The following is a 20,548-nucleotide window of genomic DNA, read 5'->3' on the forward strand; positions in this document are numbered from 1 at the left end:
CTGACTCCTTGCAGCCCGGAAAGGCGAAAAAATTTGGTTTGCCGTGTTATCCGCGGATGGCATACACTAGCCCCGACGTTAACTATATGTAAACAGGAAGATATCTATGTCACAACTCGTTCATTTCCAGGGCAACCCGGTTGCTGTTGCAGGTTCCATTCCGCAGGCTGGCAGCAAAGCGCAGGCTTTTACTCTGGTGGCTAAAGATCTGTCTGACGTCACACTGGCTCAGTTTGCGGGCAAACGCAAAGTGCTGAACATTTTCCCGAGCATTGATACCGGTGTTTGCGCCGCATCCGTGCGTAAGTTCAACCAGCTGGCAACTGAAATGGACAACACCGTTGTGCTGTGCATTTCTGCTGACCTGCCGTTCGCCCAGTCGCGCTTCTGCGGTGCTGAAGGCCTGAGCAACGTTATCACCCTCTCCACCCTGCGCAGCCCGGATTTCCTCGAAAACTACGGCGTCTGCATCGCCGAAGGCCCTCTGAAAGGCCTGGCAGCACGCGCGGTACTGGTTCTTGATGAAAACGACACTGTCATCTTCAGCGAACTGGTTAACGAAATCACTACCGAGCCGGATTACACCGCCGCGCTGGAAAAGCTGAAAGCATAATCATTACTTAGCATTCTATACCGCTTTTTCAAAACCTCGCTATGGCGGGGTTTTTTATTAATTACTCGCTGAATCGTTAAAGCAATAATGAGCTTGCGTCACAAAATTAACGCAATTCAGTTTCTAGAATTCAGCAAAATAGCGATCAGACCCGCATATTGATCGTTAAACAACTCTGAATTTACCCTCAGTGAAGCGCATCACATTTCCCTTATCGCCAAAACATTAGATTTGCTTACGAAGTTAAATAATCGTTTCAGCAAAAAGGGATAAATATGAAAATAAAACTGGCTTTAACGCTCCTTTCGGTACTGGTTTCGGGCCATGCCGCAGCAAAAACCTGGGTGCTGACAAGCACTGAAAGCAGCGTGGAAAAAGGAAACTGGAAGATTTCCAGCGATGAGCTGAAAATTAACGATCGAACGTTCAGCATTGAGCAAAAAGTGTTGCACGGCGGCAAGCAGGAAGGTAGTAAAATGATCGTTATTAGCAGTAAAAACGGCCTGACCATCACCTTAAGCCCGACGCGCGGGATGAACCTTCTGCATGTGGAGGGCTTTGGCACCAGGCTGGGCTGGAACTCCCCCGTTAAAGAGGTCATTAATCCGGCGTATATCAATCTGGAAAGCCGAAACGGACTTGGCTGGCTGGAAGGTTTCAACGAGATGATGGTCCGCTGTGGCTACGAATGGACGGGGCACCCGGTCACCGCTGACGGCCAGATTTACACCCTGCATGGCAAGGCGGGGAATACACCGGCATCCCAGGTGGAGGTAGAAATTGCGGATGCTGCCCCGCATGAAATTCGTATTCGCGGTCTCATCAAAGAAAGCACCTTTAAAAAAGCGGATCTGCAAACCATGACCGAACTGCGTTACGTTCCAGGAACCAACCAGTTCAGCCTGCATGACGTTCTGACGAACCATGCCGATTACCCTCATGACTATCAGATCATCTACCACAGCAACTTCGGGGCGCCTGTCCTCGAAGAAGGCGCGCGCTTCCTTGCCCCGGCGGCAAGCGTGAGCCCGTTCAATGATTATGCGAAAGCGGGCGTTAACGACTGGCAAACCTACGCCGGGCCGACAAAAGGCTTTGATGAGATGGTCTTTAACATCAAACCGCTTGCGGACAGCAACCATGAAACCCTCGCGGCGGTGGTGAATAAAGCCGGTGACAAAGGCGCGTCAATTCAGTTTGATACCCGCCAGCTGCCCGTGCTGACCCTGTGGAAAAATACCGATACGCCAAAACAGGGCTATGTCACGGGGATTGAGCCAGGCACCAGCTACGCCTACCCCGTCACCATTGAACGCGAGCAGAAGCGGGTTAAGCAGCTGCAACCAGGCGCCAGCGCTCAATTTGACCTGACCTATACCCTGCTACACAGCGCGCAGCAGGTGAAGGACGTCGAAAGCAGGATTGCGTCGATTCAGGGCGAGACAAAAACAGAGATCGTGACCACGCCGCTGGCGAAGGAATAAGCATTAAAAAAGCCTCTTTACAGAGGCTTTTTGTTATTCGTCACCTTTCTTATGATTCAATCCATACTCACGTAACTTATTCGCAATCGCGGTATGCGAGACGCCAAGCCGTTTTGCCAGTTTGCGGGTGCTGGGGTAGCTGCGGTACAGCTGCGTCAGCACGGAGCGCTCGAAGCGGCTGGTGATATCATCCAGCGAGCCTTCCATCGCCTCTTCGCCTACCGATACCGTCCCGGCGTCGTAATCCGGCAACATAATGTCCTGAGGGCGCAGTTCATACCCTTCCAGCTGGGTCAGCGCGCGATAAACGGCGTTTTTAAGCTGACGAATGTTGCCCGGCCAGCCGTAGCGCATGAGCACCGTGCCGAGATCTGCAGACAGTTTCGGACGCGGAACGCCCTGCTCGTCGGCAAAGCGGGCCACAAACAGCTCCGTTAGCGGCATGATGTCCTGCGGACAATCGCGCAGCGGTGGAATGTTCAGCGTCAGGACGTTGAGGCGGTAATAGAGATCTTCGCGGAAAATCCCCTTTTGCACCAGCTCCACCAGGTTCTTCTGGGTGGCGCAAATGACGCGCACGTCCACATGCACTTCGTGATCCTCACCGACGCGGCGGAAGGTACCGTCGTTCAGGAAACGCAGCAGTTTAGCCTGCATACGCGGCGACATTTCGCCGATCTCGTCCAGCAGCACGGAGCCGCCGTTGGCCTGCTCGAAGAACCCTTTCTTGCCTTCCGGCGCGTGTCCAAACAGCTCGCTTTCGACGGCATCTTCTGGAATAGAGGCACAGTTAAGCGCCAGATACGGTTTTGCCGCACGCGGGCTTGCCAGGTGCACGGCGTGCGCCAGCAGATCTTTCCCGGTACCGGTATCGCCGGTAATCAGCAGCGGCGCGGTAAGGCTGGCAAGCTTGCGCGCCTGGTCAACCACGTGGCGCATTTTCGGGCTGACGGCAATAATCTGGCTGAATGCGCCAACGTCCTGGCTGGAGAGGTTTTGCAGCTGGCGCCCCATGCGTAGCGTCGAGCGCAGCATGATCACCGCCCCGGTCAATACGCGACTATTTCCTTCTCCTTTCAGATAGACCGGTGTGATCTCCATCAGGAAATTCTGCCCGTTAATCACCACATGCTCGCTGTGTGTATTCTGCGGGTTGCTGTCCAGCCAGCGCTGGAAGTTAAAACCGGGGATCAGCTGCGCGGCGTGGTGGCTGCTGAGCTTCTCCTGGCTCTGCGCGAAAAGCTGGCAGCTCGCGTGGTTAACGCGCTCGACTTTACTTTTCAGATCCAAAGAGAGGAACGGCTCGGGCATCGCTTCAAGCAGCGCGCTCAGGGCGAGGTGCTCACGTTCGGAGGGCATCCAGGGGATGGTGCGTACATCCGTAACGCCAGCGATACGGCGGATTTCCGCCATCAGGCTGCTGAAGGTGTTAAATTCAATTTCGGCAAAATTGAGGTAAATTCGCCCGACAGGATCGATCTCAATGCCACGTAAATCAATGCTACGTAAAACAAGAAGATCGAGTAATTCGCGGGTAAGACCGAGACGGTCTTCACAGAAGACTTCAAGACGCATGGGAAATTCACCGTTTTAAGCCAATAACGTTAAAATGATATGTCAGAACTCGGTGAACCGGAAGATGGCTGTCAACAAATATTGACAGCCAGCACGATTAGTGAACAACGCCTTAAGGAGACGGTTTTTTATTGAGCGTTTCTTTCAGCTGACCGATCAGTTCACGCCTGAAATCCCCCAGCCGCGGCTTATCGCCATCAATCCACGGCAGCGGACGGCACACCTCCATCGCTTTGATACCCAAACGCGCCGTCAGCAAGCCCGCGCCAATGCCCTGGGCTGCACGGGCTGAAAGACGCGCCGCCAGATCCTGCGACATCCAGTCCATTCCCACTTCGCGCACCAGCTCGCTCGCGCCCGCAAAGGCGATATTGAGCAGGACCAGTTTGAACAGCCTGAGCCGGCTGTAGTAACCCAGCTCTATGCCGTAAAGGTTCGCGATACGGTTGATGAGGCGCAGGTTACGCCAGGCGATAAAGGCCATATCCACCAGCGCCAGCGGGCTGACGGCAATCATCAGCGTGGATTCCGCCGCCGAGCGGCTAATCTCACGCCGCGCCAGGGCATCCAGCACCGGCTGAACCATATGGGAATAGAGCGTGACCACCTCCCGGTCGTTCTGGGTTTCATGGATGGCGGCGTACCACCGCTGGAGCGCCGGATGCGACTGATCGATACCGGCCTGGCTGGCCAGTTTTTCACAGAAGGCGCGGCCTTTGCCAGTGCCGTGGCTGTGGAGGAGATCCCGCGCTTCATCGCGCTCGTGCGCACGCTGTCGCAAACGCCAGAGGCGGCGCCACTCGGTGGCAACCGACCCGACGCCCGCCCCCACGATGAGCGCGCCCGCGGCACATCCTCCCAGCGCAACCCAGTCCTGGGTTTGCCAGGCGTTCATCGCCCACTGCACGCCCTGCCCGACCACGCTGACGCCAAACAGCGCCAGACCGGCGGTGACCATCTTGCGCCACAGGCTGCGTTTAGGACGCAGAGCGGCTTCCACGACCGCCTCCGCCGGACCTTCCTCGACGGCGGGATCGTCCGGCAGCGCCGGGGCAAAGTTCTCCGCCTGCGCGCCGCTGAACGTCTGCGCCGTTTTAAAGGCGTCCTGACGCTCGGGTTCAAGCGTTCCGGTAAAGTCTATGCGCGGTTTTAAGGGTTCCGTCATCGCAGTTTATCTCCAATCAAAAACTCCAGCGCCGCATCCAGACGGATGTGCGGTAACGGCCGATCGACGCTCATGGTCTGAGGGCGGAAGGCTTCAAACTGAAAGCCCTGGCTCTGCCAGAAGGCCTGGCCCGGCAGCCGCGCGGGCACTTCGCCGGGATAGACGGTAAGCGGCTCGCCGTCACTGAGTCGATTCCCGCGTAATGCTGGTATTTTCTCGCCGTTAAGGTCAATCAGGCCGCTTTGGGTCGCCTGCACCGATGCGAGCCCAAGACAATCCATACTGATGCCTTCAAACGCGGCGTTTTGCCAGGCGTCCTGCACCAGCTGCTGCAGCAGAGAAACCATGTTGGCGTGCTGATCGACCGTAACGTGATCGGCTTTTGTGGCCGCAAACAGTAGCTTGTCGATCACCGGTGAGAACAGACGACGAAACAGCGTCCGCTGCCCGTAGTGGAAACTCTGCATCAGCTGCGTCAGCGCGAGGCGCATATCGTTAAATGCCTGCGGCCCGCTGTTGAGCGGCTGCAGGCAATCCACCAGCACAATCTGGCGGTCGAAACGTAAAAAGTGGTTTTTATAAAAACCTTTGACCACCTTTTCGCAGTAGTAATTGTAACGCTCGCGCAGCATGCCGGCATTCGTGTGTTTGTCGGCCTGTGCCAGCTTCGACTCGCCTGCGCCGTCCACATCCGGCCACGGGAAGAACTGTAGCGCGGGCGCGCCTGCTAAATCACCCGGCAAGACAAAACGGCCCGGCTGGATGAAGTGCAGCCCTTCCTGTTTGCACTGATGCAGATAGTCCGTCCAGGCTTCAGCAATGGTCGCCAGACGGTTTTCATCCGCAGGCGCCAGCGGATCAAGGCCCTCGCACAGCTGTCGCCATTTCGTTGACCACTCTGCGCGTTGCCCTTGCAACAAGCCCGTCATCTGGCGGGACCAGCTGAGGTAGTCCTGCGCCAGCATCGGCAGGTCGAGCAGCCATTCACCGGGATAATCGACGATTTCCAGATACAGGGTTGAGGTATCCTTAAAGTGACGTATCAGCGATTCATTAGAACGAAAGCGCAGCGCAAGGCGAATTTCACTGACGCCTCGCGTTGGCGTCGGCCACGCGGGCGGATCGCCGTAAAGCTGCGCCAGCCCTTCGTCGTAGGTAAAACGCGATATGCCAAAATCACGCTGAGGGACGCGCTTAACGCCCAGCAGACGCTCCTCACGCACGGCGCTGAGCAACGGCAGCCGCGCGCCGGCGTGCAGGTTCAGCAACTGGTTTACCATCGCGGTGATGAACGCCGTCTTACCGCTGCGGCTCAGGCCGGTGACGGCCAGACGCAGATGTCGATCAACGCCGCGGTTCACCAGTGAATTGAGTTCGTTCTTAAATCGCTTCATCGCCATCCTTCATTGCCCGGAAGCCAGGAATGTATGGCTTCAGAATACAATAAATGGGGGCAGATCGTTGATTATCAATTCTTATTTATTGCTATTGCCGTTTTCTCTCCAGTAAGATGAACGACATTGCTGTCAGTCCGGAGTGAGTAAGGTGTATGTCACCCACCATCTATGATATCGCACGGGTTGCGGGCGTATCGAAATCAACCGTTTCCCGCGTTCTGAATAAACAAACGAATATTTCCCCTGAAGCGCGAGACAAAGTGCTTAAGGCGATAGACGAATTAAATTATCAGCCCAACAAACTGGCCCGCGCCCTGACCTCTTCTGGCTTTGATGCCATTATGGTTATTTCGACCCGCTCGACCAAAACTACTGCCGGTAACCCTTTTTTCTCCGATGTTCTTCACGCCATTACGGCAAAAGCGGAAGACGAAGGGTTTGACGTTATTTTACAAACCTCGAAAAGCAGTGAGGACGATCTGCAGAAGTGCGTGGGAAAAATAAAGCAGAAGATGATCAAAGGGATCATCATGCTGAGTTCACCCGCAAACGAATCTTTTTTCACCACGCTGGACGAATACGGTGTGCCCGTGGTGGTTATTGGAAAAGTAGAAGGAAAGTTCCAGAATATTTATTCTGTTGATACGGACAATTTTCACGACAGCGCTATTCTGGTCGATTCGTTTATTAAACATGGGCGAACAAAAATTGCCTGTCTGCATGCCCCGCTCGATTATCACGTTTCTATCGATCGCCTTGCGGGTTATAAATCCAGCCTTGAGAAGCAGGGTATCGCCATTAACCCGGACTGGGTTATTGATGGCGGATATACCCATGAAAGCGCGCTCCAGGCAGCCTGCAAATTACTCTCGTCTGACAACCCGCCCAATGCCGTTTTTGCTACTGACAGTATGAAATTGTTGGGTCTATATCGTGCAGCGGATGAGTTAAATCTGATGGTTCCCGAGCAGGTTGTTATGGCAGGCTACAGCGATCCGATGCTGTCTCTCGTTTTAACCCCTGCGCCAGGCGGGTTTGATATTCCGACAAGAAAGCTCGGCGAAGAGAGCTGCAACGTGTTGTTCAAACGTATTGCGGGTAAACCTGCGCCGCATAAGATTTTGGTTGATACGCATTTTTCGGATGCGGCGTCCTTGCGCTAAAAACCAGGGGCAATCGCCCCTGGTAAATCATGATCAGAACGCGTAGTTCACGCCGACACCCGCGTAGTGGAAGCGATCGCTCTCACCTTCGTCATGGTTTTCCCATTCGTAGGCATATTCCAGCGTCATGGATAAACCGTTGTTAAAATCATAGGCGTACAGCATACCCAGACGGTTGAAATCATGTCCTTCACGCTCAGGATCGTCCTGCCAGTCCCAGTTTGACCAGCGATCGAGTCCCAGACGGGTATAAGGCGTTAACGTCGTCTGGCCTAACGAAATCGGCAGGTAGGCACGAATTTCCTGGGTAGAAAACTCGCCGTTATTACGTGAGCTGTCCATATTGAAGCCGCGCTCTAAATAATAATTTACTTTCGCAGAGAACGTTTCGTTGATGGTCCAGGTAAAGCCCGTTTCGGTCTCGACGCGGCTGTCAGAATAACCGGTTTTTTCCAGATCGTTGGCAAACTGATACATGGCAAACCAGCCGCCAAAGCGCCAGTCGTCGGTTAATTTAATATCCCAGTCAGGCTGAACTTTATAGCGCTGCATATTAGCGCTACCGTCTTTGGCACCGTGTTCATCTTTAAAGTGATAGCCATAATTGCGGAAGCCACCGGTCAGACCGAACGTAAAATCATCGGTGCCGATAAAGCGATAGCGCAATTCAAATTCCGGGCGATCGAAATAGGTGCCACGCGTCATGCTGCTATAATCAACCGGCCCTTCCTGATACATTGCCAGAGAGATTGTCCAGGCATCCCATGTTGCATTAAACCATACAGAGGGTTCATATAATCCATCTTTATCGTCGCTCTGACCTTCGACGTTTTCAATTTCATACATGGCACCGATATTAAACGCCCATTGCTTTGCGGATTCTGTTGCTTGCGCGCAGCTAACCCCTGCGCACAGAACGAGCGCAGCACTTCTTAGTAGAGTACTCATAAAATATTCCCTTTATAATTAACAAACAAAAAAAACCGGAAATTTGCATTTCCGGCAAACACCTTTCTTATCTAATAGCCGCTTCGGTATCGGCGTCGAAGAAATGGCACTTATTCATATCGAACTGAATGCCGATAGTATCTCCGGCTACGTAGTCATTGGCCGCGCCTGCGCGGACAACCAGTTCATGTCCGCCCACGGTGGCATAAAGCATAAATTCGGCACCGGTAAGCTCAGCGACGCTGACTTTCGCCGCGATATCTTCTCCGCTGCTCTGCAGGGTAAGAATGTCTTCCGGACGGATCCCGAAGACGACCGCTTTACGCTGGTAACCTTGCGCATTCAACTCAGCCAGCTTGTCCTCAGGGATCTCCAGACGCAGCGTTTCCGTTACGAAATAGCGATCGTCGATAGCGCCACGAATGAAGTTCATTGCCGGAGAGCCAATGAACCCTGCGACAAACATATTGGCCGGCTCGTTGTATACCTGCTTCGGCGCACCTACCTGCTGAATGATACCGTCTTTCAGGATCACGATGCGGGTCGCCATCGTCATGGCTTCCGTCTGGTCGTGCGTAACATAGATCATGGTGGTGTTAAGCTTCTGGTGAAGCTTGCTGATTTCGGCACGCATCTGCACGCGAAGCTTGGCATCGAGGTTGGATAACGGCTCATCCATCAGGAAGACGCCCGCTTCGCGCACGATCGCCCTGCCCAGCGCCACACGCTGGCGCTGACCACCCGATAAAGCGCCAGGTTTACGCTTCAGGTATTCGCGTAACCCTAAAATCTGCGCCGCCCAGTTCACGCGTTCTTCAATCACCGCGGGCGCTATTTTTTGCATTTTCAGGCCAAACGCCATGTTGTCGTAGACCGTCATATGCGGATAAAGCGCATAGTTCTGGAATACCATTGCGATATCACGCGATTTGGCAGGCACGTCATTCATGCACACGCCGTCGATAATCAGTTCACCCGCGCTGATCTCCTCAAGACCGGCAATCATTCGCAGCGTCGTGGATTTACCGCAGCCCGACGGACCGACGAAAACAATAAACTCTTTGTCTTCAATTTCGAGGTTGAAATCCTTAACCACGTGGACCTGGTTATCATAGATTTTCTGAATATGTTTCAGAGAAAGTTGAGCCATAATTTATTCCTTATCAATACGCCCGGGACGCCCAGAATTCTGTCAGGCATTTCCAGGTCAGTTCCCGCGTTGAATGAAGTTGTAATCCCGCATGGTTAAGGCCAGGCCCAATCCCGACCGACAGCATTCCTGCGGCGTTGATTGCTTCAATACCCGCAGCGGCATCTTCAATGCCAATCGCCTCTTCAGGACGCACGTTCAGCCCCGCACAGGCCGCAAGGAAGATCTCCGGGTCAGGCTTTGAACGGCAAATGCGGGAAGCATCAGCGCAAAAATCGAAGGCCTGATGAATGCCCAGCGCGTGCAAAATCCCTGGGGCATTGAGCGATACGGATGCCAGCCCAATCTTGACCTTCGCGGCACGGATCTCCGCCAGCACGTCGCGGATCCCCGGTAGCAGAGAATCCTGCGTCAGTGATGCCAGCGACTGGACGTAAAGCGCATTTTTTTTCGTCGCAAGCGCCAGGCATTGCTCCTCGCTAAACATCCCCTTTTTTCCGCCGTGCTTCAGAATGCGCTGGAGGGAATCCATGCGGCTTATTCCCTTGAGCTGTTCGTTAAACACTTCGTCGAAGGTAATGCCAATTTCCTCCGCCACGGCACGCCAGGCCAGAAAGTGAAGATGCGCGGTATCGGTGATCACACCGTCCAGATCGAATACAACAGCCTTAAGCGTCATGGCGCCCCTCCGTGGTAGCGGTCCCAGATGCGGATACAGAAAAGTCCTTATAGGTGCAAACTTTTCGCTCCGATACATGCAGCGTTTTGCCCCACAGCGTCAGCGTGGCAGGCGCCGTGGTTTCAATGGTTAACACCTCGTTCTCATACGTGAAGTGCATTGCTGCGTTCCGCCACCGCAGCGGGAAAGCGAGTTTCTGCCAATGAGCAGGCAGTTTTGGCGCGAGATGCAGTTCCCCTTCAATGATTTGCAGGCCAGCAAATCCCTGAATTGCGCCAGACCAGATCGCACCGGTTGCCGCGGCATGAATGCCCTCATCGCTGCTGTGCGGATCGTCGCCCAAATCAATGGCGATGCCATCGCGCCAGAAGGCATAGGCCCCCTGCGTGTCACCGCAGCGCGCGAGCACAATCCCGTGAATGGCCTTGCTCAGGGACGAATCATGGATCGTGCGTGGCTCATAGAACGCCAGATTGGCGGCGCATTGCCGTGGCGTAAACCGTTCTGGCAGCAGGTAGTTAAGCATCACCACATCGGCCTGCTTCAGGATCTGCATCTCGTTCACTTCCGCGCGGGAATAATCGAGCAGAATCGTCTGCTTACCCGCTTTGGCTTTGTAGCGGCTCAGATCGATGGCCGGTTTTACCATGAAGGTATCATCCTGCGGGATCACACCGTCTGCATCGGCCTCCGGTAGCCATAAGCGCGCCAGGAACTGCGCGGCATTCTCCGTAAAACGCTCATCCTCACGCCCAAACATCGCCATAAACTGGCGCGCGCAGGCAACGTTGTGCCAGGCCAGATAGTTGGTGTAAGCGTTGTTGTTCACGTGCTCGGTGTATTCGTCCGGTCCGATCACATCATGGATTTCCAGACGACCATTGACATCCGTTGCGCGTCCCATCCAGAACAAAGCCGTTTCCATCAGCAGCGTCAGGCCTTCGTTACGCATAAAGGCGTCATCATGCGTCGCCTGCCAGTACGCAACGACGGCCCAGGCAATATCAGCCACGATGTGATGCTCAGCAAGTGCGGAAGCCACCTTCTGGCGTACCCCGGTGCGGATGTTGATTGCCGCGAACTCCGGCGTCTCTTCCTCACCGCTTGCGGCGCTTTCCCATGGGAACAACGCGCCAGGCCAGCCGTTACGACGGGCTTTTTCCCGTGCGCCAGCCAGATTAAGCCAGCGATAGCGCAGCAGGCTGCGGGCAACCTGCGGGCGGGTAAACAGATGGAAAGGCAGCAGGAAAATTTCGGTATCCCAGAAGACGTGGCCTTTATACCCCTCTCCCGTCAGCCCCTTCGCAGCGATACTGCTTCGCTCATCATGGGCAGGCGTCATCGTGGTCAGGTGCCAGACCGCATAATCCAGCGCCATCTGATCCTGTTGCTCTGCGGAAGTCACTTCCACCCGGGCATCACGCCAGACCTCTTTCCAGGCATACGCTGAGCTTTCAAGCAATGCGTCGTAACCTCTTGCGGCAGAAACTTTGAGATCGGCCAGCGCGTTGCGCGCAAAAGACTCCTGTGACAGCGCTTTATCGCTGCGATGCGTCACCCAGACGATCTTTTCCAGCGTGACAGTGTCACCCTGAGCAATGGTCAGTGAATGATGTACGCTGAGACGCCGATTTTTGGCGGTGAAACAGCTGTCGCTCTTAGCGGAGAGCTGACAAAACGCCGAAATAACAACCTCCGACGCCCGATCCTGCGTTTCATACACCCCCTGCATATAGTGCTGATCAAAGACCCTGACCGAGATTTCATCCAGATGCTGTCTGCCGCTGTTCGTTTGCGTTGCGTCGATGCCGGTTTTCAGCACCGCCTGCGTGGCGCCATCAAGGGGCGTGATCGAGAGCTGCATAGCCACTAATGGCAACTGGTCCAGCGACACAAATCGACGACTCTCAAGCCGATAGCGTTTGCCGTTGGGTGAACGCCAGACAACGTTGCGATGCAGTTCGCCGTTTGCGAAGGCCAGCTCGCGCTGCCACTCAAGGATTTCCCCTGAAAGGAGCGTGAAATTGACGCCGTCCAGCTCTACATCAATACCGGTGATATCCGGCAGATTGACCAGCTCAGTGGTCTCGTTGCGCCCCGCGCGATGATACAGCCCAGCGAGATACATGCCTCTGGTCTGCTGGGTGTAGTCTTCTTCATGCGCGGCGCGAATGCCCATGTAGCCATTGCCGCATGCCATGATGGAGGCGTATTTATTCAGGCTGTGTGGACAAAAGCCCGGATCGGTTAATACAGAGACGTTCAGCATAGTGTTACGCTTTCCCCTGTTTCTGCGGATTCATAAAGCGCGCCAACAAGCTGCTGAATTACCAGTCCCTGTTCTGCATCGGCAATCATCACGGGCTCTCCCAGCACGTGACGTACAAAGGCATCCATGCTGCGCAGATGGCGCTGATCGTCCGCCTCTTCGCGCTGGGTAAGGCTTTCTAAAACACCGGCTTCGTCGTTGTAGATGTGCGCCGGGAACAGCGTTGCACCCGCCTTTTCACCGCAGAAAGAGACGTTCATGATCGACTGCTCGCGAATGTTAAGCGCAAAGGAGGTGTCCAGACGCAAAATGCCGCCGTTGCAGAATTCAATCGTGCCAAACAGCGCATCTTCCACGGTAAATTGCGCAGGATCCCACTCGCCAAACTGACCGGTGCTTTTACGGTTTCCCAGCCTCTGGAAGCTGTGCGCAGTCACCCGTTTTACCGCCGGGAAACCCAGGACATACATTGCGGCGTCGAGCATATGAATGCCGATATCAATCAGCGGTCCACCGCCCTGTAGCGATTTGTTGGTAAAAACGCCCCACCCCGGTACACCGCAGCGACGCAGCGCCTGCGCTGAGGTAAAGTAAACTTCACCGAGCGTTCCGTTCATTACCGCATCGCGCAGCAGTTGGGTATCCAGGGCAAAGCGATGGTGAAAATCATAGGCCAGAACTTTTCCTGCCTTGCGCGCCGCGATGCGCATCTCATCAGCCTGCTGCGGGGTCATCGCCGGGGGCTTTTCACACATCACATGGCAACCCGCCTCGAGCGACGCCATCACGTGTTCAAAATGGAATCGGTTGGGCGAACAGACGCTCACCACATCCGGTTTTACTGCCTGCAACATCTCGTGAGCGTCCTGCCATGCCGATGGAATAGCATAACGTTCCGCGAACGCCTGTGCCTGCTCAAGGCGGCTGTCCATGACAGCCACCATTTGAACATCACTGCGCGTGGCGTAATACGAGGCATGCACTTTGTCCGCGACCTGCCCGGCGCCAATAATGGCGACGCGCAGAGGCGAAGGTGTAGAAGCACTCATCACGCTCGTCATCCTTAGCATTCACGCAAATAAGTGAGAGAGTCCTGATAAGCCTTAGCCGGATCCTCGGCGCGAACACGGCATTCATACACTACGTATCCCTGATAGTTATCGGCACGCAGCTGATCGAACAGGCTGGCGAAATCGAGGCTGCCGCTGCCCGGCTGATAGCGGTGGTTATCTGCAATGTGAACATGACCCAGCAGATCGCGGTTCTGATGCAGCGCGTCCGTCAGCGAGTCTTCTTCAATGTTCATGTGATAGAAATCACCGATGATCTGCACGTGCTTCAGGCCGTTCTCTTCGATATAACGACGCGCGTCTGCCAGGGTGTTGATCATATGATCCTGGTAGCGGTTCAGCGGCTCCAGGTAGACGGTGGTGCCGGTGCGCGCGGCCACCTCATCCAGCCAGCGCAGCGAGGCGCTTACGGCTTTGCGGTCACCGTCCAGGCTGCGTGGAGAGGTCATTGGCGGCAGACGGAAGGTAAACATGCCCCAGGCAGCAGGCACGATAATGCCCTTTCCGCCGACTTCCGCCAGCGCTTCCAGAATGCGTTCGATCTGCTGTAATCCGTTCAGACGGCGTTCTTCGATGAAATCACCGATCCAGCCATCGTACCCGCCACATGCTGTCGTCACCGGCAGGCCCGTGGCTTTGATAGCGGCTTTCACTTCGTCGAGATTTTCCACCAGCAGACGGCCGTCAATTTCGTAGCCATCAAAACCCATCGCTTTGATGTACTCGAATTTTTCCATGATGTTGGTCGGGAAAAAGGCCTGGTTTTGTGTTGCGATCTTCATGATTTGCTGTCCTTAGCTTAAAAAGTGACGCCCATTTTGATACTGAGTTCCGGATGCTGATCGACATACTTCATATAGCTTTCCGGGCTGGTGGTGAAGGTGACGACCGGGTCGATCAGATCTTCACAGTTCAGATAACCGTTCATCAGCAATTCCCAGCAGGTCTCTTCGATACGCTTGCGGCTCCAGCGCGGATAGTCCGGGTTCGGTTCACTGCAGGCGCGGGAGAAGACAATCTTAGCGTTGTTGAAGTGCGCTTCGCGGCCCAGGTTGAAGCCTGCCGCAAACGGTTTGGCGAAGGCCACGTAGGAGATGGTGCCGCCGTAGGCGAGCCCGCGCAGCGCGGACTGCAGCGCATCCGCAAAGCCGCTGGTTTCGATGATCACGTCCGCGCCCTGCTTCCCGGTCAGCTTTTTGATTTCCAGACCGACATCGGTACCGATTGGATTCAGGCAGTGGTCCGCGCCGTGACGGCGAGCGATCTCACAGCGGTGTTCAATCGGATCAACTCCGATAACCACTGACGCACCGGCTTTTTTCGCCAGCTGAATCGCAATCTGTCCGATGGCTCCCAGACCGACCACGACAACAAAGTCACCCACACGGACGTTGGCATCACGCACGCCGCTCATGGCGAACTGCGCCGGATCGTAGCAAACGGCATTCTTCCAGGACGCGCCCTGCGGCATTTTACGCAGCTTATAGTTGTTCACCGCGTTAACGATGACCGTTTCCTGCAGCGGGCCGTAGCAGCAGACGCTGTCGCCGATCTGGTATTCCGTTACGTCTGCACCGCATTCAATAATGTCGCCAACGATCATGTTGCCCAGCTGGAACTTACCGAATTCGATACCGCGCGCAGCGCCCTCTTCACGCGGCGTGAACATCTGCCACTCTGCGTTGAACTCTTCATCAATAAACGGGCTTGCCGCGCGGAAATCCACGACTTCCGTTCCGTGCTTCGGGGCGCCAAAGCGGGCGCGAATTTTCACTTCATGTGCTTCCACAGCACGGTCTTCATACTCCACCAGCGCCGCTACGCGTGGCGCTGTCGCAACTAACTTCTTCATAACTTGCTCCTGATAAAAAATTGGCCGCCTTAGCCCTTGACGCCACCGGCGGTCAAACCACTTTTAATAAAACGTTCAGAGAGTGCGTACATGATGACCACCGGAAGCGCCGTCACCAGCGATGCCGCCATCATGCGACCCCAGATATAATCTGGCGTACTAAAGAGCGTGTTCAGCCCGACCGGCAGGGTGAAGTTGCTGGCGCTGGACAGGAAAATGGAGGCAAACAGGTAGTCGTTCCATGCCACCATGAAGCAGTAAACAAACACCGACACGAGACCGGAAATGGCCAGCGGCACGGTAATGCGGAAGATGATTTGCAGGCGGTTCAGACCATCCATCATCGCGGCCTCTTCTATTTCGTCCGGAATGGTGTCGAAATAGCTGCGCAGCATGAATACCGCCGTAGGCAACGTCTGGGTCACCATGGTGATGATCAGCGCCAGTTCAGTGTCGTAAATGCCGAGCGCGGTGATGATTTTGAACAGCGGCACCACCAGCAAAATCCCGGAGAACATATAGACGGTGTAGAAGCTCGCGTTGATCGTCGTGCGTCCTTTAAAACGCAGCTTGGACAAGGCGTAAGCGCCCAGCGTGCCGAGAAACACCGCAATTACCGATGACGTCAGCGACACCACCATGCTGTTGCGGAAATAATCCACGAACGGGAAAATTAGCGGGTTAAAGATGTCAACGTAATGCTGAAGCGTCCACGCCTGCGGCAGAATAGTCGGATTCAGCGATATGGCCTCTTTCGCGCTCTTGAATGACGTCATCAGCATCACGAAGAACGGGAACAGCGTGATAATCAGAAATACCGTCAGCCCCAGATAGAAACCAATACGGCCCAGTATGCGTTTATTTGTTGCCATTGAGGTTTACCCTTTTTCTGGTCAGCAGAATGACGGCGAAGATGATCACAAACAGCACAACAGAAATGGCGGCTGCTTTGCCCAGATCGTTGAATGCAAAGGCAGTTTTATAGAGATACACGCCCAGAATATCGACCTTCGTGGTCAGCAGATAAACATCCGCAAACATGTAGAACATCCAGATGGTTCGTAGCGTCACCACCGTTGCCAGTACAGGCATGATGGCGGGCAACGTGACGATACGGAAACGCTGCCAGGCGTTGGCTCCGTCCATCTCTGCCGCTTCATACAGCGATTTATCAATGGTCTGCAAAATCGCCAGGAATGAGATAAAGGCATACGGGAAGTAGCGCCAGATGGCGAACAGCACCACCAGCACGAAGCTGCTGCCAGGGTTATCGAACCAGAGCGGCGCCTGGTCATACAGATGCAGCAGATCGACGCCCAGATAGTTCACAATGCCGTAGCCGTTGTTGAACATGTATTTCCAGGCAAATACCAGGGAAATAGATGGCGTCACGTAGGATAAAATCACCAGCGAACGCGCCGTCTTCCGGAGACGAAACTCACGGTTAAAGAAGATGGCGACGGCAAGCCCCAGCCCGGTGCTGCCGAGCACGACCAGCGCCGTATACCAGAACGTCATCCACAGCGAGTGCCAGAACGCAGCATCCCCAAGAATGCGGATGTAGTTATCCAGGCCAACAAACACCGCATCAATACGCGGGTTAAGCGGCAGGCGTAAGAAACTGATTTCAATATTGGAAATCATTGGCCAGGCCACCAGGCCCCCCAGCAAAATCAGGCTGGGGGCCAACAGCAGCATGGCGAAAGGCATATCTGAACGACCAGAAAACAACGTCTTCATAATTTCCTTCCGCAGAGCGCTCCTATCGTTGTGAAATCAGGTCAGTCAGTCGCGTCTGGCTCTTGCTAAGCGTTGCGCTGAGATCTTGTTTACCCACGGTGACGTTATGCACCATGGAGCTGATAATGCCGGACCCTGTCACATCGCCCATGCGCGTGAAGTTTTTGTCGCCGACAGCACCAAACACCTGTACGTTCGGGAATTGGGCGATCAGTTCATAAGGCAGTTGCCCAAACGCTTTAATCACCTCGTTGTTTTTCCAGGTATCCGTTCCTACGACCAGCGTGTTCACCGGCAGCGCCGCGCCCGGCGACATCATGACCCAGTCGGTTGCGTTTTGAGCCTGCTCCATCCACGTCACAAACTTTTCAGCCGCTTGCGTTTCTTCTTCGGTTTGTCCGCTGGTGATCGTCAACGAGGTGACCATGCCATAAACGGCTGAGGACTTTTCTGTCGGGACAACGAAGCCAAGATTGGCAGGGTTACCATCCTGGAATACCGCCGGCAGGATGTAGGTGGAATAGACGGCCATCGGTGCAGAACCGTTCATGAAGGCATCTTTGATCTCCATGACGTCGTTCGAGCCCGGCATGGTGGTCGCGGCCAGCGCTTTATAGAACGCCAGCGCTTTCGCCATTTCAGGGGTGTCAATTTCAACGTTTCCGTTGGCATCAAAAACGTTCGCGCCGCCGGAAAGCGCAAACTGGGAGAACGCCTGCTCGGTCATGACGCTTTCCGCGGTGGGCAGCGCAATACCGTAATGTTTGTTGGCCGGGTCGTTAAGCTTCTGGCTGGCTTTCAGCAGCTGTTCCCAGTTATGCGGTTCCTGAATACCCGCAGCGGCAAGCACATCTTTGTGATACCAGATGCCGGACAGCCAGGCGCTCATCGGCACCCCCGTCCAGGCTGTGCCGTCTTCAGTACGCACAACACGCAGGATCCCGTCATAGAAGGTCTTTTCGCCTACCGCTTCAATGGCTTCACCGATAGCCTTGCGATCCAGCAGTTGTTCCTTATCCATGACTTTCGCGTAATCATGGCTGACTTCAATCACTTCAGGCAGCGCGCCCGTTCTGGCGAGCGTAATCACTTTGGTGTTGTAGGCATCTTCTTCCACCGGCACCTGCTTCACCGTAATGCCGGGGTTTTCTTTCTCGAATTTTTCGATCAGTTTCGTAATAACCGCCTGGCGCTCCTGCTCTACTGACGAGTGCATGAACTCAATGGTCACAGCAGACGCTTTATCATCTTTACAGCCTGATAACAGGGCGCACGAAACCAGTGCTGATAACAGCACAATTTTGGGCATTTTCATTTTAGGGTCCTTTTTAGTTTTCTTTAATCCACATAACCTGCCATGGATTGAGGGTCAGCTCTTTACCGCTAACAGCTTGTCCTGATAGTAATTCCATACCAGTAAGCGTGTCCCCATAAACGGTATGAACGTTATTACTAAAATTAAACAGGGCTGTAATTCTCTCACCGTTTTCAGCCACGCGAACAATTTTAAGAATTTGTTCATCCAGTGATTCAAAAAATGCCGTGGCATCAGGGTGAAACGCACTTTCGCCACGACGAATTGTAATAAACTCGCTTAAACGGGAATAAATTTTATGACGAATGCTATTTTTATTATTAAGTTCGAGATCAACCTGACCGGCGGTATATTTCTTGCGGTTTATCGCGCGGTTATAGCCAAGGCGCTCGACCCCTTCATAATCGTTACGGGAGCCAAGAATACTTTGAATATACACGGCAGGTACACCTGGGAAACTTAACAGCACCGCATGCGCCAGAATAAAGCGCGCAATGCGCTCATCATCTGAACTGTTTTGCGCGCTTAACGCGTCAAGATAGGTCACATTAATTTCGTAAGGACTGCGCGTACCGTCAGGATTATTTTTCCAGTTGACCAGTGCCCCTTCCTGCTGCAGTTTCTCAACCAGTGCGAGGATTTCTGATTCCGGCAGAATGCCGCGCAGTGGGTTCAGACCGATACCGTCATGAGACGCCAGGAAATTGAACCAGGTCGTTTTTGTTGAAGGCAGCGCCAGCGATCCCGCCCACTGACAGAGAGCGTTAACATCCTGACGGTGCACAGCATGCAGCACCAGCGGCGGCAAGGAGAACTGGTAGACCATCTGCGCTTCATTTTCACCGTCACCGAAATAAGAGATATTGTCCTTATGCGGAACGTTCGTCTCAGTAATGATCACGGTACCCGGCGCCACGGCCTCGGTAATAGCACGGAAAAGCTGGATAAGGCAGTGAGTCTGTTCCAGATGGATACAGCTTGTTCCAGGGATCTTCCACATAAATCCGACGGCGTCCAGACGGATATAACGCGCCCCTTCCGCCAGGTAATGGAGCAGCACGTCAACCATCGCAATCAGCACCTGAGGCGAGGCGAAGTTGAGATCGATCTGGTCATCGCTGAAGGTGGTCCAAAGATGACGCACGCTGCCATCATGCAGCGTAAATGGCGTCAGCAACGGTAATGCGCGAGGACGCGTCACCGCAGATAAATCAGTTTCAGGATCGACAGCAATAAAGAAATCTTCGTAGCCAGGTTTCTGCGCAAGATAATTAGCAAACCATTCACTTTTTGCTGACATATGGTTGCAGACGAAATCAAACATTAAGCTGGCAGACTGTTTTAAATCAGCAACGTCTTGCCAGGTCCCGGTTTCAGGCGCAACGTTGTGGTAATCAATAACGGAAAATCCGTCATCAGAGGACCACGGATAAAAAGGTAAAAGGTGGACATGGGAAAACGTGCGAGCAAGCCACTCATTATAAAAGCGGGTAAATACCGGCAACGCTTTCTCCCCTTTCGCGGAGAACTGATCGGCGTAGGTGATCAGAACGACATCTTTTTCATCCCAGCCTGATTTACGCTTTTCTGTAATATCAACAGCAGCTTGTTCAAGCTTTGTTAATAACACTTTAAAATGTGCTTCAGAAAATGATTCACCGTAAATATGATTGATAAGTTTTTTAATTTTTGCGTTCACATTATTTTCCATGGTAGCGGTCCCACGAAGGGCAATCTACTCCCCTGAAAAATATCTGTCAACGAACCGGGAGGCTGAAAAACGCAATTACAAAGCAGCTCTGTGCAGTAATGTGAGCTGCCGCAAAGAAAGTGAGGGAAAGGGATGAAATGTCGTTAGCCCTTCCGGGGAGAGAAAGGGCTAACGCGAGCGTCAATTATCGGGATAAGTAACGGCGTGACAGCCGCTTTGCCGCTTTTTGCAACAGAGGTTCAAGCGCCACGGCCAGCAACATTCTGACCGGCTTGCGGGCAACAGATTTGATCGCCCAGCCCGCCACACCTGCCGGGCCGTAACGTAACGCCGTCATCAGAACCAGTTTACCTGCGATTTTCAGGCCGGGTTTTACCTTCTGACCGGCCTGTTGCCAGTTTTTCTTCATGTATATTC

The 20,548-nt window shown here is 54.0% G+C and carries 18 protein-coding genes; 3 read left to right on the plus strand and 15 right to left on the minus strand.

Going from position 1 to position 20,548, the window contains the following annotated elements; translation table 11 throughout:
• Positions 1–106: 106 nt before the first annotated feature.
• The gene (tpx, locus tag AC2FAJ_RS04000; RefSeq protein ID WP_153655755.1) at positions 107–613 is read left to right on the plus strand and encodes a thiol peroxidase; all 507 of its coding nucleotides are present in this window, start codon (positions 107–109) and stop codon (positions 611–613) included.
• 275 nt (positions 614–888) lie between these two features.
• Entirely contained in the window at positions 889–2,097 is a 1,209-nt protein-coding gene (locus AC2FAJ_RS04005; protein ID WP_485453850.1) for an aldose 1-epimerase family protein, read from the plus strand.
• A 33-nt stretch (positions 2,098–2,130) separates the two neighbouring features.
• Here the strand turns inward: AC2FAJ_RS04005 and tyrR are convergent, their stop codons facing one another.
• The 3 genes from tyrR to AC2FAJ_RS04020 all read right to left on the minus strand — a co-directional run bounded on the left by tyrR (position 2,131) and on the right by AC2FAJ_RS04020 (position 6,231).
• Positions 2,131–3,672: a transcriptional regulator TyrR gene (gene tyrR / locus AC2FAJ_RS04010; protein ID WP_060571752.1), complete on the minus strand. Its 1,542-nt coding sequence runs from the start codon at positions 3,670–3,672 to the stop codon at positions 2,131–2,133.
• Between the two features lie 112 nt (positions 3,673–3,784).
• Entirely contained in the window at positions 3,785–4,837 is a 1,053-nt protein-coding gene (locus AC2FAJ_RS04015) for a TIGR01620 family protein (protein WP_485453851.1), read from the minus strand.
• Positions 4,834–6,231 carry a YcjX family GTP-binding protein gene (locus tag AC2FAJ_RS04020; RefSeq protein ID WP_485453852.1) on the minus strand — a complete coding sequence of 466 codons (1,398 nt, stop codon included), beginning with the start codon at positions 6,229–6,231 and terminating at the stop codon, positions 4,834–4,836. Before AC2FAJ_RS04020 ends, AC2FAJ_RS04015 begins: the two co-directional genes overlap by 4 nt.
• A 155-nt stretch (positions 6,232–6,386) precedes the next feature.
• Here AC2FAJ_RS04020 and AC2FAJ_RS04025 point away from each other — a divergent pair, with 155 nt between their 5' ends.
• Positions 6,387–7,397, plus strand: coding sequence for a LacI family DNA-binding transcriptional regulator (locus AC2FAJ_RS04025; RefSeq protein ID WP_048956150.1), 1,011 nt, complete (start codon positions 6,387–6,389; stop codon positions 7,395–7,397).
• A 33-nt stretch (positions 7,398–7,430) separates the two neighbouring features.
• Here AC2FAJ_RS04025 and AC2FAJ_RS04030 read toward each other — a convergent pair whose 3' ends face one another.
• The 12 genes from AC2FAJ_RS04030 to pspD form a co-directional block, all read right to left on the minus strand.
• Positions 7,431–8,345: an OmpG family monomeric porin gene (locus AC2FAJ_RS04030; protein WP_060571751.1), complete on the minus strand. Its 915-nt coding sequence runs from the start codon at positions 8,343–8,345 to the stop codon at positions 7,431–7,433.
• A gap of 67 nt (positions 8,346–8,412) precedes the next feature.
• The gene (locus AC2FAJ_RS04035) at positions 8,413–9,495 is read right to left on the minus strand and encodes an ABC transporter ATP-binding protein (protein ID WP_041909689.1); all 1,083 of its coding nucleotides are present in this window, start codon (positions 9,493–9,495) and stop codon (positions 8,413–8,415) included.
• 13 nt (positions 9,496–9,508) lie between these two features.
• The gene (gene pgmB, locus AC2FAJ_RS04040) at positions 9,509–10,174 is read right to left on the minus strand and encodes a beta-phosphoglucomutase (RefSeq protein ID WP_059354336.1); all 666 of its coding nucleotides are present in this window, start codon (positions 10,172–10,174) and stop codon (positions 9,509–9,511) included.
• Complete coding sequence (locus AC2FAJ_RS04045) at positions 10,164–12,443, minus strand: glycoside hydrolase family 65 protein (RefSeq protein WP_060571750.1); 2,280 nt, start codon at positions 12,441–12,443, stop codon at positions 10,164–10,166. Before AC2FAJ_RS04045 ends, pgmB begins: the two co-directional genes overlap by 11 nt.
• The gene (ycjS, locus tag AC2FAJ_RS04050; RefSeq protein ID WP_120787283.1) at positions 12,437–13,495 is read right to left on the minus strand and encodes a D-glucoside 3-dehydrogenase; all 1,059 of its coding nucleotides are present in this window, start codon (positions 13,493–13,495) and stop codon (positions 12,437–12,439) included. Before ycjS ends, AC2FAJ_RS04045 begins: the two co-directional genes overlap by 7 nt.
• 11 nt (positions 13,496–13,506) lie before the next feature.
• On the minus strand, positions 13,507–14,295 hold the full coding sequence (gene ycjR, locus AC2FAJ_RS04055; RefSeq protein WP_045260650.1) for a 3-dehydro-D-guloside 4-epimerase: 789 nt from the start codon (positions 14,293–14,295) through the stop codon (positions 13,507–13,509).
• A gap of 17 nt (positions 14,296–14,312) precedes the next feature.
• A complete protein-coding gene (gene ycjQ / locus AC2FAJ_RS04060; RefSeq protein ID WP_041909681.1) occupies positions 14,313–15,365 on the minus strand; it encodes a D-guloside 3-dehydrogenase in 1,053 nt (350 codons plus the stop codon).
• 29 nt (positions 15,366–15,394) lie between these two features.
• Positions 15,395–16,237, minus strand: a complete 843-nt coding sequence (locus tag AC2FAJ_RS04065) for a carbohydrate ABC transporter permease (protein ID WP_319879020.1) — start codon at positions 16,235–16,237, stop codon at positions 15,395–15,397.
• Positions 16,224–17,105 (minus strand): carbohydrate ABC transporter permease, encoded by an 882-nt coding sequence (locus AC2FAJ_RS04070; protein ID WP_028013373.1) that lies wholly within the window; start codon positions 17,103–17,105, stop codon positions 16,224–16,226. The genes AC2FAJ_RS04065 and AC2FAJ_RS04070 overlap by 14 nt, the downstream gene beginning before the upstream one ends.
• 22 nt (positions 17,106–17,127) lie before the next feature.
• Positions 17,128–18,420 (minus strand): ABC transporter substrate-binding protein, encoded by a 1,293-nt coding sequence (locus AC2FAJ_RS04075; RefSeq protein WP_041909679.1) that lies wholly within the window; start codon positions 18,418–18,420, stop codon positions 17,128–17,130.
• Positions 18,421–18,433: 13 nt separating this feature from the next.
• Entirely contained in the window at positions 18,434–20,131 is a 1,698-nt protein-coding gene (locus tag AC2FAJ_RS04080; RefSeq protein ID WP_485453853.1) for a sugar phosphorylase, read from the minus strand.
• A 184-nt stretch (positions 20,132–20,315) separates the two neighbouring features.
• Entirely contained in the window at positions 20,316–20,540 is a 225-nt protein-coding gene (pspD, locus tag AC2FAJ_RS04085) for a phage shock protein PspD (protein WP_028013376.1), read from the minus strand.
• Positions 20,541–20,548 lie beyond the last annotated feature (8 nt).

The organism is Enterobacter cloacae complex sp. 385G4, assembly GCF_057320665.1.

Bases quoted from the DNA above. Each gene is read 5' to 3' on its own strand.
- tpx (WP_153655755.1), top strand. From the start codon at position 107: ATGTCACAACTCGTTCATTTCCAGGGCAACCCGGTTGCTGTTGCAGGT.
- AC2FAJ_RS04005 (WP_485453850.1), top strand. From the start codon at position 889: ATGAAAATAAAACTGGCTTTAACGCTCCTTTCGGTACTGGTTTCGGGC.
- tyrR (WP_060571752.1), bottom strand. From the start codon at position 3,672: ATGCGTCTTGAAGTCTTCTGTGAAGACCGTCTCGGTCTTACCCGCGAA.
- AC2FAJ_RS04015 (WP_485453851.1), bottom strand. From the start codon at position 4,837: ATGACGGAACCCTTAAAACCGCGCATAGACTTTACCGGAACGCTTGAA.
- AC2FAJ_RS04020 (WP_485453852.1), bottom strand. From the start codon at position 6,231: ATGAAGCGATTTAAGAACGAACTCAATTCACTGGTGAACCGCGGCGTT.
- AC2FAJ_RS04025 (WP_048956150.1), top strand. From the start codon at position 6,387: ATGTCACCCACCATCTATGATATCGCACGGGTTGCGGGCGTATCGAAA.
- AC2FAJ_RS04030 (WP_060571751.1), bottom strand. From the start codon at position 8,345: ATGAGTACTCTACTAAGAAGTGCTGCGCTCGTTCTGTGCGCAGGGGTT.
- AC2FAJ_RS04035 (WP_041909689.1), bottom strand. From the start codon at position 9,495: ATGGCTCAACTTTCTCTGAAACATATTCAGAAAATCTATGATAACCAG.
- pgmB (WP_059354336.1), bottom strand. From the start codon at position 10,174: ATGACGCTTAAGGCTGTTGTATTCGATCTGGACGGTGTGATCACCGAT.
- AC2FAJ_RS04045 (WP_060571750.1), bottom strand. From the start codon at position 12,443: ATGCTGAACGTCTCTGTATTAACCGATCCGGGCTTTTGTCCACACAGC.
- ycjR (WP_045260650.1), bottom strand. From the start codon at position 14,295: ATGAAGATCGCAACACAAAACCAGGCCTTTTTCCCGACCAACATCATG.
- ycjQ (WP_041909681.1), bottom strand. From the start codon at position 15,365: ATGAAGAAGTTAGTTGCGACAGCGCCACGCGTAGCGGCGCTGGTGGAG.
- AC2FAJ_RS04065 (WP_319879020.1), bottom strand. From the start codon at position 16,237: ATGGCAACAAATAAACGCATACTGGGCCGTATTGGTTTCTATCTGGGG.
- AC2FAJ_RS04070 (WP_028013373.1), bottom strand. From the start codon at position 17,105: ATGAAGACGTTGTTTTCTGGTCGTTCAGATATGCCTTTCGCCATGCTG.
- AC2FAJ_RS04075 (WP_041909679.1), bottom strand. From the start codon at position 18,420: ATGAAAATGCCCAAAATTGTGCTGTTATCAGCACTGGTTTCGTGCGCC.
- AC2FAJ_RS04080 (WP_485453853.1), bottom strand. From the start codon at position 20,131: ATGGAAAATAATGTGAACGCAAAAATTAAAAAACTTATCAATCATATT.
- pspD (WP_028013376.1), bottom strand. From the start codon at position 20,540: ATGAAGAAAAACTGGCAACAGGCCGGTCAGAAGGTAAAACCCGGCCTG.